Origin of the sequence: Paludibacterium sp. B53371, from assembly GCF_018802765.1 — a bacterium.
Lineage (GTDB): Bacteria > Pseudomonadota > Gammaproteobacteria > Burkholderiales > Chromobacteriaceae > Paludibacterium.
On the sequence record NZ_CP069163.1, the window covers coordinates 2010421 to 2025699 of the forward strand.

18 protein-coding genes, 2 tRNA genes and 1 pseudogene are annotated in these 15279 nt (G+C 63.3%); 7 read left to right on the forward strand and 14 right to left on the reverse strand.

Annotation, left to right across the window (positions count from 1 at the left end; genetic code table 11):
* Positions 1–2: 2 nt before the first annotated feature.
* From JNO51_RS09710 to hpnC, 5 genes are read right to left on the reverse strand one after another with little or no spacing between them, the layout of a single operon-like run.
* Positions 3–521 carry a hypothetical protein gene (locus JNO51_RS09710; RefSeq protein WP_215776509.1) on the reverse strand — a complete coding sequence of 173 codons (519 nt, stop codon included), beginning with the start codon at positions 519–521 and terminating at the stop codon, positions 3–5.
* Between the two features lies 1 nt (position 522).
* A complete protein-coding gene (locus JNO51_RS09715) occupies positions 523–1287 on the reverse strand; it encodes an SDR family oxidoreductase (protein WP_215776511.1) in 765 nt (254 codons plus the stop codon).
* Positions 1284–2606 carry a hydroxysqualene dehydroxylase HpnE gene (gene hpnE, locus JNO51_RS09720; RefSeq protein WP_252346050.1) on the reverse strand — a complete coding sequence of 441 codons (1323 nt, stop codon included), beginning with the start codon at positions 2604–2606 and terminating at the stop codon, positions 1284–1286. The genes JNO51_RS09715 and hpnE overlap by 4 nt, the downstream gene beginning before the upstream one ends.
* Positions 2573–3418 carry a presqualene diphosphate synthase HpnD gene (hpnD, locus tag JNO51_RS09725; protein WP_252346051.1) on the reverse strand — a complete coding sequence of 282 codons (846 nt, stop codon included), beginning with the start codon at positions 3416–3418 and terminating at the stop codon, positions 2573–2575. Before hpnD ends, hpnE begins: the two co-directional genes overlap by 34 nt.
* Before the next feature lie 26 nt (positions 3419–3444).
* On the reverse strand, positions 3445–4257 hold the full coding sequence (gene hpnC / locus JNO51_RS09730) for a squalene synthase HpnC (RefSeq protein ID WP_215776513.1): 813 nt from the start codon (positions 4255–4257) through the stop codon (positions 3445–3447).
* A 167-nt stretch (positions 4258–4424) separates the two neighbouring features.
* Here hpnC and JNO51_RS09735 point away from each other — a divergent pair, with 167 nt between their 5' ends.
* The 5 genes from JNO51_RS09735 to JNO51_RS09755 all read left to right on the forward strand — a co-directional run bounded on the left by JNO51_RS09735 (position 4425) and on the right by JNO51_RS09755 (position 5253).
* The gene (locus JNO51_RS09735) at positions 4425–4586 is read left to right on the forward strand and encodes a hypothetical protein (protein WP_215776514.1); all 162 of its coding nucleotides are present in this window, start codon (positions 4425–4427) and stop codon (positions 4584–4586) included.
* 17 nt (positions 4587–4603) lie between these two features.
* The gene (locus JNO51_RS09740) at positions 4604–4795 is read left to right on the forward strand and encodes a hypothetical protein (protein WP_215776515.1); all 192 of its coding nucleotides are present in this window, start codon (positions 4604–4606) and stop codon (positions 4793–4795) included.
* Positions 4796–4812: 17 nt separating this feature from the next.
* Entirely contained in the window at positions 4813–5031 is a 219-nt protein-coding gene (locus JNO51_RS09745; protein ID WP_215776516.1) for a hypothetical protein, read from the forward strand.
* Between the two features lie 69 nt (positions 5032–5100).
* Positions 5101–5176: transfer RNA gene (locus tag JNO51_RS09750), tRNA-Ala, on the forward strand.
* A gap of 2 nt (positions 5177–5178) precedes the next feature.
* Positions 5179–5253 (forward strand) — tRNA-Glu (locus tag JNO51_RS09755).
* A 156-nt stretch (positions 5254–5409) separates the two neighbouring features.
* Here the strand turns inward: JNO51_RS09755 and JNO51_RS09760 are convergent.
* Genes JNO51_RS09760 through JNO51_RS09770 form a run of 3 tightly spaced genes read right to left on the reverse strand, consistent with a single transcriptional unit; the run spans position 5410 to position 7947 of the window.
* Complete coding sequence (locus JNO51_RS09760) at positions 5410–6192, reverse strand: MetQ/NlpA family ABC transporter substrate-binding protein (RefSeq protein ID WP_215776518.1); 783 nt, start codon at positions 6190–6192, stop codon at positions 5410–5412.
* A gap of 55 nt (positions 6193–6247) precedes the next feature.
* Positions 6248–6907: a methionine ABC transporter permease gene (locus JNO51_RS09765; protein ID WP_215776520.1), complete on the reverse strand. Its 660-nt coding sequence runs from the start codon at positions 6905–6907 to the stop codon at positions 6248–6250.
* Positions 6904–7947 (reverse strand): methionine ABC transporter ATP-binding protein, encoded by a 1044-nt coding sequence (locus tag JNO51_RS09770; RefSeq protein ID WP_305798418.1) that lies wholly within the window; start codon positions 7945–7947, stop codon positions 6904–6906. Before JNO51_RS09770 ends, JNO51_RS09765 begins: the two co-directional genes overlap by 4 nt.
* Positions 7948–8082: 135 nt before the next feature.
* On the opposite strand from JNO51_RS09770, the gene JNO51_RS09775 reads away from it, so the two are divergent.
* Both JNO51_RS09775 and JNO51_RS09780 read left to right on the forward strand, forming a co-directional pair.
* Entirely contained in the window at positions 8083–9453 is a 1371-nt protein-coding gene (locus JNO51_RS09775; protein ID WP_215776523.1) for a phosphatase PAP2 family protein, read from the forward strand.
* A gap of 33 nt (positions 9454–9486) precedes the next feature.
* Entirely contained in the window at positions 9487–10386 is a 900-nt protein-coding gene (locus tag JNO51_RS09780; RefSeq protein WP_215776525.1) for a complex I NDUFA9 subunit family protein, read from the forward strand.
* A gap of 12 nt (positions 10387–10398) precedes the next feature.
* On the opposite strand, the gene mmuM is transcribed toward JNO51_RS09780, so the two are convergent.
* The 6 genes and pseudogenes from mmuM to JNO51_RS09805 all read right to left on the reverse strand — a co-directional run bounded on the left by mmuM (position 10399) and on the right by JNO51_RS09805 (position 15234).
* Positions 10399–11346 carry a homocysteine S-methyltransferase gene (gene mmuM / locus JNO51_RS09785; RefSeq protein WP_215776528.1) on the reverse strand — a complete coding sequence of 316 codons (948 nt, stop codon included), beginning with the start codon at positions 11344–11346 and terminating at the stop codon, positions 10399–10401.
* A gap of 13 nt (positions 11347–11359) precedes the next feature.
* On the reverse strand, positions 11360–11800 hold the full coding sequence (locus JNO51_RS17385) for a CBS domain-containing protein (RefSeq protein ID WP_371822931.1): 441 nt from the start codon (positions 11798–11800) through the stop codon (positions 11360–11362).
* 84 nt (positions 11801–11884) lie between these two features.
* Positions 11885–12724: pseudogene (locus JNO51_RS17390) on the reverse strand (PLP-dependent cysteine synthase family protein); the annotation flags it as partial.
* A gap of 120 nt (positions 12725–12844) precedes the next feature.
* The gene (locus JNO51_RS09795; protein WP_215776530.1) at positions 12845–13684 is read right to left on the reverse strand and encodes a class I SAM-dependent methyltransferase; all 840 of its coding nucleotides are present in this window, start codon (positions 13682–13684) and stop codon (positions 12845–12847) included.
* 147 nt (positions 13685–13831) lie between these two features.
* The gene (locus tag JNO51_RS09800; RefSeq protein WP_215776532.1) at positions 13832–14635 is read right to left on the reverse strand and encodes an ABC transporter permease; all 804 of its coding nucleotides are present in this window, start codon (positions 14633–14635) and stop codon (positions 13832–13834) included.
* Positions 14635–15234: an ATP-binding cassette domain-containing protein gene (locus tag JNO51_RS09805; RefSeq protein ID WP_215776535.1), complete on the reverse strand. Its 600-nt coding sequence runs from the start codon at positions 15232–15234 to the stop codon at positions 14635–14637. The genes JNO51_RS09800 and JNO51_RS09805 overlap by 1 nt, the downstream gene beginning before the upstream one ends.
* Positions 15235–15279: the final 45 nt, after the last annotated feature.

A 15279-nucleotide genomic window follows, 5' to 3' on the forward strand; every position in this document is an offset into this window, starting at 1 on the left:
GCCTATTTTTTCGGCTTGGGTGGGGCCGAACTGGCCGCCCCCTGTTTGAGGATGGACTGCAACTGCTTCTCTTCAGCATTGCTCGGCGTGGTGGCGCCATTACCACTGCGGTTATTGATGGTATCCAGCACGGCCTGGACCTCGGGGTCCGGTTTACCGCCATTGCCATCATTGGCACCCGCGTCGGACATGGTGGGCGGCTGGTTGCCGTCTGCCGCGGCAGGCGGCGGGTGGCCCGCGGCCACTGGCGCCGAGGCGGCGGGCGGCGGCGGATCCGGCGGGGGCATCATGGTCGGCAACTGCTGCTTGGTCATGTATTCGTGCATTTCACGCCAACCGGCAAACACCTGCGCCTTGTCGGCATCCGGATTGCGCCGGAAGCACTCCTCGAGCGAGCGCCCGGTCTGGCGGCAGGCCGCACCGGTCGCCCGGTCCTGTTCCTTGCTCAGCCCGGTGACGTGATTGAACCAGTTGCAACCGGACAGACACAGCACCAAAGGCAACACCAGATATGCACGCATGCTAGTCCCCTTCCTGATCGTGCTGGCGCAGATCCAGCTCGATGATTTGGCCGCTCCGTCCGGCACTGTCCGGTCCTGCCCAGTGCAGGAACCATGGCATGACATCACTCAATTCGGCTCGCTCGCTGCGATCTTCACCCGGGTGCGTCTTCATGCGCTGCGGCGCATTGATCGGCCCCGGCACCAGCAGGTTGACGCGCAGATTCGGGCGATCATCCCACTCGCTGGCCGCCACCTGAGTCAGATAGGCCAGTCCGGCCTTGGAGGCGCCGAAGCCACCCCAGAAAGCCGCCGGGTGCAACCCATGCGTCTCGCCGACAAACAAGACCGCCGCATCCGGCGACTGTTGCAACAGCGGCAGACAGGCACGGGTCAGTGCATGCGGCGCAACCGTGTTGATGCGGTACTGGTTCATCCATTCTTCAATGCCCTGATCCACCAGCGGCGACAGGGCATACAGATACGAGGCACAGTGCACGATCCCGTCCAGGCGACCGAACTCGCGCTGCACCTGCAGGGCCAGCTGGTTGAACTCGGCCTCGGTCGCCGTGAACAAATCCAGCGGAATCGCCGCCGGTTCGGGGCCGCCCGCCGCCACAATCTCGTCATAGACCGCTTCCAGCCGTTTCACATGCCGTGCCAGCAGCACCACAGTGGCACCGTGGGCGGCAAAGGTCAGGGCCAAGTGCCGCCCCAGACCCTTGGTGGCCCCGGTCACCAGCATCACTCGGCCAGCCAGATAATCGCGGGCAAATTCTTTTTTCATTGTGTCTGTCTATTCATGATTGTCATGTCCTGCAACAACGCCCCGGCAGCGGCAACGCCACTGCGCACAGCCCCCTCCAGCGTCGCCGGATACAGCCCCTGACACCAGTCTCCGGCGAGATAACACGATGCCGCATTCAGACGCACCCCAGGCCTGACCATGCCGGGAGTAGCAGCAAACGTCGCCCGGCGCTCGACCAGCACCTTCGACCACACCGGCGCAGGCAGATCCGGCCGGATGCGGCGCACATCGGCCAGCACGGCCTCGGCCAGTGCCAGCGCCCCCTCGGGCAATCGCCCCGCCTGTGGCGCACTGATCACCGCAGCCAGCATGCCAGCCTCGCCGCACAGGGCTTCACGATCAAACAGCCAGTCGGCCGTGCCTTCGCGCAGGCCGATCATCGGCCGCGGCAACTGCGGCGCCTGAGCGAAGCGCAGGTATACGGTATATATCGGCCAATAATCCAGCTTCTTGACAGCCGCCGGCAGCAAATCGTCCGGCAGCAGATGAGGCAGATGATACGGGGCGCAGGCCACGATGGCCGCATCGAAAGGCTGCCCGTCCACCCTCACCCCCTGCCCGGCTGCCTGCAACTGCCCGACGCGCTGCCCCAGACACAGCGTGGCGCCCTGCGCCGCCAGCCAGGCCAGCGCCGGCTCGGGAAACAGCGCGGACAGATCGGTGCGCGGCAGCATCATGTCACTCGCGGCGCGACGCGCACCCAGACTGTCACGCAAGACGGCCGCCAGTACCGACATGGCGGCCTGCTCCGGCGGCGTATTCAGCGCCGACAGCACCAGGGGGCGCCAGAATACCTGTTGCAGCGCGGCCCCCTGCCCCTGCTGCTGCAGCCACTCGGCGACGGTCTGATCCGCAGCAACCTGCCAGCCCGACAGGGCCAGCCGTCCGAGCGCCCGCAGCAACTGCCCCTTGCCGGACCAGGGCAAGCCCCGGGCCGAAAGCAGGCCGGCAAGCAGATGCCAGGGCGCCGGCCAGGACGGGCAACGCATCTGCAAACCATCGGCCTGCCACCAGTTCAGCGGCAGCCGGTGCAGCAGCCGATCCGGATCGGCGCCGACCTTGCGCATCAGTTGCCAGCAGGTCTCATAGGCCCCGAGCAAAATGTGCTGACCGTTATCGACATGATTGCCGTCACTGGAAACACGGCGCGCCCGACCACCCGCCTGGCGACCGGCCTCGAACAAGGTCAGGTCGGCCTGACCGGCCAGTTCAACGGCGGCAGCCAGTCCGGCCCAGCCGGCCCCGATGACGGCCACCCGTGGCTTCATGGCCGGTAGCCGAAGGTCCAGGTCTTCCATGCCAGCCACAGCTTGCGCAGCGGCGTCAGCGACAGCCGCTGGTTCAGGACTTTTTCCGGGCCGTCCAGCAGGATTTCCGCCAGCGTGGCGCGATAGATCGCCGCCATCAGCAATCCGGCCCGCTGCGCCTTGCGATCAGCCGGCGGCAACAGCGCCCAGGCCTGGCGGTAATAGTCCTGCGCCCGCTCAATCTGGAATTGCATCAGACGCGCGAAGGCATCGCTTTCACGGCCATGCTGCAGATCCGCGGCCGGCACATCGAAGGCATGCAGATCCTCGATCGGCAGATAGATGCGGCCACGCCGGGCATCTTCGCCGACATCCCGGATAATATTGGTCAGTTGCAGCGCCACGCCGAGCCGGTCGGCATACTGCAAGGTGGCGGCATCGCTGAAACCGAAAATGCGCGCCGACAGCTCCCCCACCACGCCGGCAACCCGGCGGCAGTAGCGCAGCAAATCCTCGAAACGCTCATAACGGGCAAACTTCAGATCCATCTCCATGCCATCAATGATTTCCAGCATGGCTTCCTTCGGCAGCGCAAACGACGACACATGCGGCGCCAGCGCCTGGGTCACCGGATGACCGGGGCGACCGTCGTACAGACGGCCGATCTCTTCACGCCACCAGGCCAGTTTGGCATGGGCCACCTCATGCTCGAGCGTTTCGTCGACCACATCGTCGACCTCGCGGCAAAAGGCATACAGCGCCGTGATCGCCAGGCGCCGGGCATCGGGCAGAAAACGGAAACTGTAGTAGAAGCTGGAGCCACTGGCTGCAGCCTTGTCCTGGCAATATTGCTCGGGCGTCACACGCCTCTCCTTGTCGAAAGCATCATTCAGCGCACCCGGGTGGCACGCCATATCATCCAGAGCCAATCCCGCCAGCCCAGCACCGGACGCCGGGCAAACACATTGCCACCCTGCGCATGCAGTTTCTGCAAGATACGATCGCCGCCGAGAATGATCAGCCGCAGTTCGAAACCGATGCGACCACGCAGGCGCTTGCCCAGCGGGGCACCGGCCTGCAGCAGTTTGCGCGCGCGTTCGATCTGCTTGAGCATCAGCGGCGTCCACAGCCCGCCGGCGTCGCCGGCGGCAATCTGCGCTTCGGTGACACGGAAGCGGGCCAGATCTTCCTGCGGCAGGTAGACCCGCCCTTTCTGCCAGTCAATGGCCACATCCTGCAGGAAATTGATCAGTTGCAAGGCACTGCAGACGCCGTCGGACATGGCCACGCTGCGGGCATCGGTTTCGCCATACAGCGCCAGCATCAGCCTCCCGACCGGATTGGCCGAACGACGGCAATAGTCGATCAGCTCGGCAAAGTTCTGATAGCGGGTTTTCTCGACATCCTGACTGAAGGCCGACAGCAGATCATAGAACGGCGCCAGCGGCAGGGCATGGCTTTCGACCACTCGTGCCAGATCCTGCATCAGCGGCAGCGTGGCTGGCTGGCCGGCGGCGAGCAGATCGAGTTCGCTGCGCAGCGCCTGCAATGCGTCCAGCCGGGCCTGCGGCGATGCATCCCCCTCGTCGGCCAGGTCATCGGCATGGCGGGCAAAGCGGTAGATCACATGCACTGCGGCGCGCAGGCGCCTTGGCAGCAGCAGCGACCCCACCGGGAAGTTTTCGTAATGTCCGACCGACATAGTGTGCGTTATGACGAGTGGCAAACCTCGCATTATAACCGAGCCACTGCGGAAAGACTGCTGCAAAACCTGCCCGTGGCCTGTCGGATGTTCATAACCGAAAATGCAGTGCAATTGGTTTTTATATAAAACTTTGTTCTATTTATTCGCACAATGAAAGGATTGCCATGTATGTGATCTTGCTCATTTTCGGCATTCTTCATGTCATCCCTGCCCGCGCCGAACTGCCGGGCTATCTGCACCCGCTGGCACCTTCACAGGGGCTGATGGAGTCCCTGATTTACCCCATGCGCCAGTTGCTGGCCATCCTGGCTCAAACCCCGCTGTAATGCCCAAGGAAAACACCATGAACCCTCGTCACCTCGTCATCCTGCTGATTCCGCTGCTGCTGGCCGGCGCGGTACAGGCAGAGACCCTGCGCCACCTCAATCTGACCCGCAGCCAGCTGCAGCGCATCATCACCTGCAATCTGGCCACTGGCTGGTACTGCAGCCGTCTGATCATGCATGAACAGAAACCCGCCGCCAGCAACCACTGACCCCCGGAGGAAACACCATGTCCCGGCGATATTCCGCAGCCACCCTGCTGCTTGCCCTACTACTTGCCCTGCTGCCCTCTCTGGCCCGTGCCGGCCAAAGCACCGTCCGGCCAGCCCAGCACGACCGGCACAGTCTGCTGAGCTGCAGCATGCCCAACGCCTGGTACTGTCAGGTGCTGCTGCGCAAAAAGGGACTGCGGCCCAGCCCGCCCGTCCCGCTCAATTCACTTTTTTGAACTTTTTTCACCAAACCCCTTTACAGCAGAAAATGCTGTCCCTATAATGCGCCCCACTGTTCGCAGTACGGGGGTATAGCTCAGCTGGGAGAGCGCTTGCATGGCATGCAAGAGGTCAGCGGTTCGATCCCGCTTATCTCCACCACAGTCCCTATAGTTTAGCGGTTAGAACACTGCCCTTTCACGGCGGCGGCCGGGGTTCGATTCCCCGTGGGGACGCCAGATCCAGACAAAAGCCCGATCATCCGATCGGGCTTTTTCTTTGTCCATTCCGACACAAAAAAAAGCGCGGAGCCATCAGGCACCGCGCCAGTTTCACCAAGGAAACCGCAGGTAGGGAACATCAGGAGACCCAGCCTCGGCCAGGTCAGCCATTAATCAGAAAGCCGGTACGACCGCCCCCTTGTACTTCTGCTCGATAAACTGACGGACTTCCGGCGAATTCAGCACCGCAGCCAGCTTCTTCACGGCCGGGGCATTCTTGTTGTCCGGACGGGCCACCAGCAGGTTGGCATAAGCCGAGGTGCCATTTTCCAGGGCAATCGCATCACGGGTCGGTACCAGCTTGGCTTCCAGCGCATAGTTGGTGTTGATCACCGCCAGATCGACCTGATCCAGCACGCGCGGCAACACGGCGGCATCCAGTTCGCGAATCTTCAGCTGCTTCGGATTGCTGACGATGTCCCGCGTCGTGGCCAGCAGGTTATGCGCATCCTTCAGCGTGATCAGCCCCTTGTGTTGCAGCAGCAGCAAGGCGCGGCCGACGTTGGACGGATCATTCGGAATGGCGATGGTGGCACCGCTCTGCACCTGGGCCAGACCCTTGACGCGATGCGAGTAGATACCGAAGGGCTCGACATGTACCGGCACCACCCCGACCAGATTGGTGCCATGACTCTGGTTGTACTTGTCCAGATACGGCTGATGCTGGAAGAAGTTCACGTCAATGCGCTTCTCGCTCACCTGTACATTCGGCTGCACATAGTCATCAAACACCTTGACCTGCAGATCCACTCCCTGCTGCGCCAGCTTGGGTTTGACGAATTCGAGAATCTCGGCATGCGGGATGGCGCTGGCCGCCACCGTCAGCGTCTCGGCCCGTACCGCCAGCGAAGCGAGGCCAATCAGGGCTGCAGCCAGAAAATGACGCTTTTTCAACATGGCACTTCCTTTCATTTCATTAGAATCACAATTCAGATGCCGGAACCATTCCGCATCAACGTCGGGAAAAATGTCTCACCAGCCGGTCACCGCCCCACTGCAGCAGCTGCACCAGCACAATCATCAGTAATACCGTGACCACCATCACATCCACCTGGAAGCGCTGATAGCCATAGCGAATCGCCAGATCCCCCAGGCCGCCGCCGCCAATCGCCCCTGCCATGGCCGAATAGGACACCAGTGCCACCGCGGTCACCGTGGCCGCGGCCAGCAAGCCGGGCATGGCCTCGGGCAACAGGGCGGACAGCACCACCTGGCGGCGGCGTGCCCCCATGGCCAGACAGGCCTCCACCACACCGTGATCCACCTCGCGCAGCACGTTTTCCACCAGCCGGGCATAGAACGGCGTCGCAGCCACCGTCAGCGGCGGAATGGCACCTGCCACACCGATCGAGGTCCCGATCAGCCAGACGGTCAGCGGAATCATGATGATCAGCAAAATAATGAACGGTACGGAACGCAGCACGTTCACCAGCAAAGACAGCAACTGATTCAGCACCCCTTGCTGCAGCAGGCGCTGTTTGCCGGTCAGAAAAAGCAGCACCCCCAGCGGCAGACCGAGCAACACACTGAACAGCAGCGAAAACCCACTCATCACCAGGGTGTCGCGGGCGGCCTCGGCGATTTCCGGCCAGAAAATATCGTTCAGGTTCATGCCAGTACCTCATGATGGATCTGCCACTGTTCAAACTGACGCAGCACCCTGGACAAGTCGGGCACCTCGCCGACAGCTTCGACCAGCAACTGGCCATAGGGCGTGGTCTTGATATGCCCGACCGAGCCTTGCAGGATGTTGAAATGCAGGCCGGTCTGCTGCGTGACGCGGCTGAGCACCGGCTGATGGGTCGCTTCACCGACAAAGGTCAGGCGAATGAGCGGTCCGCGCGTTTCCTGACGCAAGCGCTGCAGTGCCGATTCATCCACCAGGCCCAGTTCGCCCAGCAGGCTTTGCGTCACAGCATGGCGGGGATGCAGGAACACTTCGCTCACCGTGCCGGATTCGACAATATGGCCATGGTCCAGCACCGCCACCCGGTCACACAGCTGGCGAATCACCGACATCTCATGGGTAATCAGTACGATGGTCAGCCCCAACTGCTGATTGATATCCGCCAGCAGTGCGAGAATCGACTGGGTGGTTTGCGGATCCAGCGCAGACGTTGCCTCATCGGACAGCAGGACCGTCGGACGATTGGCCAAAGCCCGTGCAATGCCGACCCGTTGCTTCTGCCCGCCCGACAACTGATGCGGATAACGGTCGCCAAGGCCGGCCAGGCCCACCAGCGCCAGCAGCTCATCGACCCGTTCCCGGATCACGGCGGTGCGCCGTTCGCCGGCCAGTCGCAGCGGAAAGGCCACGTTCTGGGCCACGGTTTTGGAGTGCAGCAGATTAAAATGCTGGAAAATCATGCCAATGCGGCGGCGATGCTCCGGCAGTTCGCGTGGCGGCAAAGCGGTCAGGTCGATGCCATCGACCAGCACCTGCCCTGAATCCGGCCGCTCCAGCAGATTCAGGCAGCGGATCAGGGAACTCTTGCCGGCCCCCGAGCGTCCGATGACGCCGAAAATCTCCCCCTGCGCCACCTGCAGACTGACATCCGTCAGCGCCTGCACCGACTGGCCGCCGCTGCGGTAGGACTTGTTGACATGCTCTATGCTAATCACGATGAATTCCGTCTGGCTGGCAATGTGCATACTGTATCCTGCCACCCTCATTCCCGAAAATTATTTATATTTTTATTTTTATTCTTTTTAGGAATATGACATGCAAAATGAACGCCAGCAGGTCATATGAATCCAATAGGCTTTCATTCCACCCAGAGCCCCCCCATGCCCCGTTTCCCTTTTCTTGTCACGCCGTTACTGCTGGCCTCCCTGCTGTTGTCCCCCGCCAGCCAGGCTGCCGGTGCCGGCTGCGCCCTGCGCGACGGAGAGCGCCTGTTGCTGGTACAGGGCGGCCCGGCCAATCAGTGGTCGCTGCCGGCCGGCTACATCGACGGCGAGGAAACCGGCCAGCAGGCCGCGGCGCGTGAAACCCTGGAGGAGACCGGACTGGCGGTCCGCGTCGGATTGCGACTTCCGTGCTTTGGTGAATCATTCCGTCTGTACGCCTGCCAGACCCTGCAACCCATGCCGATCAGCGATGACCGGCTCAACCTGCTGAACGCACCGCATCTGGGCAGCGAGGTCATCCAGGCGGGGCTCTTCACCCGCCAGCAGGCGGCGGCCCTGCCGCTGCGCTACCCGGCCCAGATTGCGCGCCTGTTCGACCAGCTCGACAGCATTCCGGACAGTCAGACCGAGGACCATGCGGACTTCCGTCAGGCTGCCCCGGCCATCCAGCAGCAGGAACTACCGCTGATCCAGTCCCTGCAACAGGCCACCCCTGGCTGGGGCGGATTTTTCCGCAGCGGCAGCTTTCTTGGCGAGGTCTGGTTCTATGTCCTGTGCCTGCCCTTCGTCGCCCTGGCGCTCGGCCGCCGCTACCTGCACCGCATGGCCTACTGGCTGGCGCTGCTATCCATGCTGACCCAGGGGCTGAAATCGCTGCTGGCCCTGCCACGGCCCTTTCATTACCTGCCGGCACTGAGCGAACGCGGCGCCGCAGGCTTCGGCATGCCCAGCGGACATGCCTTCAGTGCCCTGTTTTTTCTCGGCGCACTGGCCTTCTGGTGCCGCGCCAGGCTGCCACTGAAGTGGACCCTGCCCCTGGCCCTCCTGCTGGCGACCTGGACCGCCATGGCCCGTGTCTGGCTCGGCGTACACTTCATCTCCGACGTCCTGGCCGGCCTGACGCTGGCCGCGCTGCTGATCGCGCTGGAACGCTGGCAATGGCGCCACGAAGCCCATGCCGCGCAGCCTGCCGAATGCCGGCGCCTGCCCTGGCTGCTACTGGCACTGGCCAGCCTGATCGTCGGCGTGATCACCCGACAGGCGACACAATTGCTGCCGCTGGGTCTGGCGCTGGGTTATGCCCTGCCGACAAGGCGCGACATGCTCGGCGTCATGCGCTGGCCGGAAACCGGATGGATGCTGGCCGGGCTGCTGCTGGTGCTGGCCACGAGCCTGGGCAGCATTCAGTTGCTGACCACCTTCTGGCAGCAGGCGCTGGCGGGATTACTGGGTTTCCTGCTGCTGGGTGCCTGGGCGGCACAGGGGGCACAGTGGAGTTGGCAGGCAATACACCGCCGCAGTCGCTAGAATGAATGGCCAGAAGAACAAACAGGACACAGCATGAACAAGATCGCACTGATCGGTGGCAGTGGCTTCATCGGCAGACATATCGCCAACCGGCTGAATCAGCGGGGATGGCAGCTGAGCATTGCCAGCCGCAAGACCGGCTTGCAGCTGCACCCCCTGCAGGTCTTGCCGCGGGTACAACTCAGTCGGGTCGACCTGCAGTCAGCAACCGCCATGGCGGACTGGCTGGCCGGGCACGATGCGGTCATCAGCATGGCCGGCATTTTGCATGGCAGCCGTCAGCAATTTCAGGCGGTTCACGCCGACCTGCCTGCCCGCATCGTCGAAGCCTGCCGGACGGCCGGGGTACCGCGTTTGCTGCATATCAGTGCCCTGGGCGCCGCCACGGATGCGCCCAGCCTCTACCAGCAAAGCAAGGCCGCTGGCGAACAGGCCGTGCGCGACAGCGGGCTGGACTGGACCATTCTGCGACCTTCGGTGGTTTTTGGGCGCGGCGACAACTTTCTCACCCTGTTTGTCCGGCTCAACCGGCTGTTTCCCCTGATCCCGCTGGCCTGCGCCCAGACCCGCTTCCAGCCGGTCTGGGTCGAAGACGTCGCCCATGCCGTTGAGGCCGCCCTGGATACCCCGGCCAGTATCCGGCAGACGCTCGATCTGGTCGGCCCTCAGCGCTACACCCTAGCAGAACTGGTGCGTTATACCGGCCGGCTGAGCGGCCACCCCAGGCCGGTCTGGCCGATGCCGATGGCGCTGGGCATGCTGCAGGCCGGGCTGCTGGCCTGTCTGCCAGGCGAACCGCTGATGAGCCGCGACAACCTGCGCTCGCTGGCGAGCGACAACATCAGCGATCAGGGCTTTCCGCAGGCACTGCTGGGCTTTGCGCCACAGGCCCTGGAAGCCATCGCGCCGGACTGGCTCAGGCCGGCACGATAAGACGCCGCACCGTCAGGTGCGCGCCCAGGCAGCCAGTGCGGCAATATCCGCCGGCGAAGTGCGGCAGCAGCCGCCAATCAGGCGGGCACCCGCCTGCTGCCAGCCACGCGCCGCGCTGGCAAAGGCCTGCGGATCACGCTCGCCATGCCAGCACTTGCCGTTCGGATCATAGTGTTCACCCGAATTGGGGTAGACCAGCAGCGGCTTGCTCGTGGCAGACCGCGCTGACTGCAGCAGCTCAGGGACAAAGCCGGGGGCCGTACAGTTGAGCCCGACGGCCAGCACCTGATCGAACCCTTCCAGTGCAGCCAGACAATCTGCCAGCAGCTCCCCCTGGCTATTGTGCCGGCCATCCCGGCAGGAAAAACTGATCCAGGCGCGCGCCTGCGGAAACTCGCCCAGCAGGCGCGCCAGCGCCCGGGCCTCGCTCAGGCAAGGCACCGTCTCGCAGGCCAGCAAGTCCGGCCCCGCCGCCAGCAACTCGGCCATGCGCGGCCGGTGAAAGGCCATCAGTCCCTCCTCATCCAGCGCATAGTCCCCGCGATACTCCGAGCCATCCGCCAGCATGGCGCCATACGGCCCCACCGAGGCGGCCACCAGCGGTTTCAGCCGGCCGGCGCGATGCGCCGGTTCGGCCCAGAAGGCGTCACGCGCCTCGCGCGCCAGTTCGACCGCACGCCGCATCAGACCCGCCGCGGCCTCATGATCCAGCCCCCGGCGGGCAAAGCCCTCGAATGTGGCCTGATAGCTGGCCGTGGTGGCCACATCGGCCCCGGCGGAAAAATAATCGGCATGCACCTGACGAATCAGCGCCGGCTGCTCAATCAGCACCCGCGCCGACCACAGGGGATCGTTCAGATCGCAGCCACGCGCCTCCAGCTCGGTGGCCAGCGCACCATCCAGCACCATCACTGCCTGTTGCTGCAAAAACGGCAGCAATCCCGCCTCATTCAAGCTCATGCCTTTTCCTCCGCTAACGCGGTTGACGGCGCCAGAAAGCCAGCAAGTCCGCCTGGGTAATCAGCCCCAGGTAATGGCTACGGTCCACCACCAACGCGACATAGCCATCATTGAACACTTGAAGCAGGTCTTGCAAGCCGGCATCCGGCTGCAGCGTCTTGACCTCCGAGCTCATTGTCTGCGACACCTTCTGCTGGAAGTTCTCCGGTTCGCCATGAACCGAGAGCAGCAGATCCCACTCGTCGATGATGCCGACCACCGTCTCATCGGCCAGCACCGGCAACTGCGACACATCGAACTGGCGCATGCGCTGATACACCTGGGCCAGGGTCTCGTCCGGACGGCACACCACCGACTGTCCGAGATCATGGCGGCGCGGGATCAGGTCCAGCAAGGTGCCCACCTGAGGCAGCTGGATCATGCCCTGATCCTGCAACCAGTCATCCGAATACATTTTCGACAGATATTTGTTACCGCTGTCGCAGACAAAGGTCACCACGCGCTTGGGCTCGGTCTGCTCGCGACAATAGCGCAAGGCCGCCGCCACCAGCGTGCCGGAGGAAGAGCCGGCCAGTACGCCCTCCTTCTGCAGCAACAGACGCGCCGTCTCGAAACTCTCGCGGTCGGAAATGCGGAAGGCGCGGCGCACACGCGACAGGTCGGCCTGCGGCGGTACAAAATCTTCACCCACGCCCTCGACCAGCCAGCTGCCGGCCTCGCCGTGGTGACCGGTCTCGACATAGTCGGCGAGGATCGACCCCTGCGGATCGGCCAGGACGAACGCCGTCTCCGGTGATTCACGACCAAAGAAGCGTGACAAGCCGGTCAGCGTGCCGCTGGAACCAACCCCGACCACGATGGCATCAACCTCATGGCCCATTTGCTGCCAGATTTCCGGTGCCGTGCCGGTTTCATGTGCCAGCGGGTTGGCCGGATTGTTGAACTGGTCAATGTAGTACGCCCCCGGCGTCTCATTGGCGATGCGCTGTGCCAGATCCTGGTAGTAGTCAGGGTGCCCCTTGCCAACGTCCGAACGCGTCAGCACCACCTCGGCGCCAAGCGCCTGCAGGTGAAGCACCTTCTAGCGGCTCATCTTGTCCGGCACCACCAGAATCAGTCTGTAGCCCTTCTGCGCGGCCACCAGCGCCAGGCCGAGACCGGTGTTGCCGGCGGTGGCCTCGACAATGGTGCCGCCGGGCTGCAGCAAGCCATCGCGCTCGGCGGCGGCAATCATCGCCAGCCCGACCCGATCCTTGATCGAGCCGCCCGGATTATGGCTCTCCAGCTTGAGAAACAGCTGGCAGGGTCCGGTGTCCAGATGATTGACCCGCAACAACGGGGTTTGGCCGATCAGATTCAGTACCGACGCATTCGACATGACCTTCTCTCCTGTCTGCCTTGTGACGCTCCCCGACCCGCTGGCCAAGGATGAAATAACGGTTGAAGTAATAAAAATGATGCATTTGATTCCTCCTGATTCTATTGGAGGCAAAAAAAATCAGGCATGCGCACTGGCCTGGCAAAAACTGTAGAACAGCACCAGATCCGGATCCTTGGCCAACTGCGCCAACTCGGCTTGCATGCCCGCCACCAGCGCCTGATCGACCCGGCCACTGGCCAGCAACTGCTCGACCGCGGACAGCAGCAATTCGCTCCAGTACAGCAGCACCTCATGACGGCGTCGCGGATCACGGGCATCCAGATGCCAGGTCTTGACCTCGGTGCGTACGTCGCGGAACCCCTGGCGCAGCGGCATCTGGCCCAGCTTGACACCGACAAACGGATCGCCGCCCAGCGCCAGCTGATGATCATTGAACGCCAGCCAGTACTGCTGCAGATGCGGCGAGTACGGCGACACGAAGAACGTGGCGTTCATCACCTCGGTGGCATAGACACGCCCGCCGGGGCGCAACACGCGCCGCACCTCGGACAAGACCTGCTCGGGTTCGGGCACATGCTCCAGCACCCAGCACAGAAAGGCCGCATCAAAACTGGCGGGGGCAAACGCCAGATGGCCGGCATCCATCTGCATCAGCTCCGTTCGCCCTTCAGCCAGCGGATTTTCCAGCAAGCGGGCACGCGCACTGGCCAGCTGTTGCTGACTGTAGTCGATGCCCGTAATGCGCAGATCCGGAAAACGACGCAGCAGGATCTCGGTCTGTGCGCCCACCCCGCAACCTACCTCAAGCAAATGACAACAACGTGCCAGGTCGATATCCCGATACAGCTCGCTCTCCAGGAAACGGGCCTGACGCGCCAGACGCGCCTGCTCCGCCGGAGAAAAACCGTGAAGATAAGGAAACTCGCCAAACAGGGTTGCCAATTGCTCAGTCTGCATGAATCACTCCATGGTAAAGATCATAAGACTATATCATTTTTATTTTTTATTTCAATAAAGAATATGTAAGTGGCAAAAAACCCCTCCATTACCAGTCGTCACAGGACACTGGCACGAGGGGCTACGTTCAGCTTGCGATCAGTGCGCTCAAGCCAAGGAACGCAAACGATCCAGCCGCAGACGATGGCGCGAGTCGGTCAGACGGTATACCCCGCCCAGCACCGCCGCCAGCGCCCCCAGCCCGGTGCCGCCGCCAATCAGGAACAGGATCAGGATCTGGTATTTGACCGCCTGGGCCGGCGGCACGCCACCAAGGATCTGGCCGGTCATCATGCCCGGCAGCGCCACCACGCCGGAGGCAGACATGACATTGATGATCGGCAGCATGGCCGCCACGAGCGCCTCGCGGGTGACCGGCGCCAGTGCCGAGCGGCGATCATGCCCCAGCATCAGCCGCGCCTCGATGGCGGCCCGGCGGTTATACAGACCGTTGGCCAGTCCGTTCATCCCCAGTCCGATGCCGGTCATGGTATTGCCGAGAATCATGCCCAGCAGCGGAATGGCATAGCGCGGGTCGTACCAGGGATCGGGCCGCAGTGCCGAGGTCAAGGCAAAAATCGTCACCAGTGCAGCCGCCAGGAACATGCTGCCGGTACCGAGCCCATAGCCCCACCAGCCAGCCATCGGCCGCTGCTGGCGCGACACCGCCTCGTGCCCGGCAAACCCCACCATGGTCAGGGCTGCCAGCAGGGTCGCCAGCGGCGAAACCCAGGCAAACAGCTTGACCAGCACCCAGCCCATCAGCGACAGCTGCAACACCATGCGCAAGGCGGCCACCAGCAGTTTGCGCTCCAGCCCCAGATGCAGCCGCAGCGACAAGGCCGCATTGGTCAGCACCAGCACACTGGCCAGCAACAGGTCGCCGTACCCCAGTTGGATATACCCAGTCATCACAGTGCCTCCGCGACAAACTGACTGCCATCCCAACGCAGACAGCGCCGTGCCACCCGCGTCACCTGGGCCGGATCATGACTGACCCACACCACGGCCAGCCCCTGCGCCAGCTGATCGGCCACCAGCGACTCCACCAGCCCGACGGCCGCGGCATCCAGGGCGGCAGTCGGCTCATCCAGCAACAGCACCGCAGGCCGATTCATCAGGGCACGCACCAGCGCCAGCCGTAAACGCTCGCCACTGGAAGGCCGGGTCATCGGCCAGGCATTGGCATCGGCCGGCAAACCGAGCCGGGTGACCAGTGGCTGAGCGGCAGCCCAGTCATCAAAATGCTGGCCGACGGTATCGGCCCACCAGCCGGGTTCGGCCGGCACATAGCCGACACGCCGCCGCCACTGCGGGGCCGGCATGGCATCGCGCACGGCACCTGCCAGCCGGACCTCGCCTTCATTGGGGTCCAGATCGGCAATGGCACGCAGCAGCAGGGACTTGCCACAGCCGGAGGGACCGGCAATCGCCAGGCACTCACCGGCCGCCAGCGAAAAGGACACCGGCAGCAAGCCGGTGCGCCGCAAGGCACGGACTTCCATCAACATGAGAGGGATAAACCAGGGTCAATGATGAAGTCGATAGTATAAGGC

Coding starts and splice junctions, on each gene's coding strand:
- JNO51_RS09740 (WP_215776515.1), top strand. CDS start 4,604: ATGAACCCTCGTCACCTCGTCATCCTGCTGATTCCGCTGCTGCTGGCC.
- JNO51_RS09775 (WP_215776523.1), top strand. CDS start 8,083: ATGCCCCGTTTCCCTTTTCTTGTCACGCCGTTACTGCTGGCCTCCCTG.
- JNO51_RS09710 (WP_215776509.1), bottom strand. CDS start 521: ATGCGTGCATATCTGGTGTTGCCTTTGGTGCTGTGTCTGTCCGGTTGC.
- JNO51_RS09800 (WP_215776532.1), bottom strand. CDS start 14,635: ATGACTGGGTATATCCAACTGGGGTACGGCGACCTGTTGCTGGCCAGT.
- JNO51_RS09795 (WP_215776530.1), bottom strand. CDS start 13,684: ATGCAGACTGAGCAATTGGCAACCCTGTTTGGCGAGTTTCCTTATCTT.
- JNO51_RS09745 (WP_215776516.1), top strand. CDS start 4,813: ATGTCCCGGCGATATTCCGCAGCCACCCTGCTGCTTGCCCTACTACTT.
- JNO51_RS09805 (WP_215776535.1), bottom strand. CDS start 15,234: ATGTTGATGGAAGTCCGTGCCTTGCGGCGCACCGGCTTGCTGCCGGTG.
- mmuM (WP_215776528.1), bottom strand. CDS start 11,346: ATGAGCTTGAATGAGGCGGGATTGCTGCCGTTTTTGCAGCAACAGGCA.
- JNO51_RS09770 (WP_305798418.1), bottom strand. CDS start 7,947: ATGCACATTGCCAGCCAGACGGAATTCATCGTGATTAGCATAGAGCAT.
- hpnE (WP_252346050.1), bottom strand. CDS start 2,606: ATGGAAGACCTGGACCTTCGGCTACCGGCCATGAAGCCACGGGTGGCC.
- JNO51_RS09715 (WP_215776511.1), bottom strand. CDS start 1,287: ATGAAAAAAGAATTTGCCCGCGATTATCTGGCTGGCCGAGTGATGCTG.
- hpnC (WP_215776513.1), bottom strand. CDS start 4,257: ATGTCGGTCGGACATTACGAAAACTTCCCGGTGGGGTCGCTGCTGCTG.
- JNO51_RS17385 (WP_371822931.1), bottom strand. CDS start 11,800: ATGTATTCGGATGACTGGTTGCAGGATCAGGGCATGATCCAGCTGCCT.
- JNO51_RS09760 (WP_215776518.1), bottom strand. CDS start 6,192: ATGTTGAAAAAGCGTCATTTTCTGGCTGCAGCCCTGATTGGCCTCGCT.
- JNO51_RS09735 (WP_215776514.1), top strand. CDS start 4,425: ATGTATGTGATCTTGCTCATTTTCGGCATTCTTCATGTCATCCCTGCC.
- JNO51_RS09765 (WP_215776520.1), bottom strand. CDS start 6,907: ATGAACCTGAACGATATTTTCTGGCCGGAAATCGCCGAGGCCGCCCGC.
- JNO51_RS09780 (WP_215776525.1), top strand. CDS start 9,487: ATGAACAAGATCGCACTGATCGGTGGCAGTGGCTTCATCGGCAGACAT.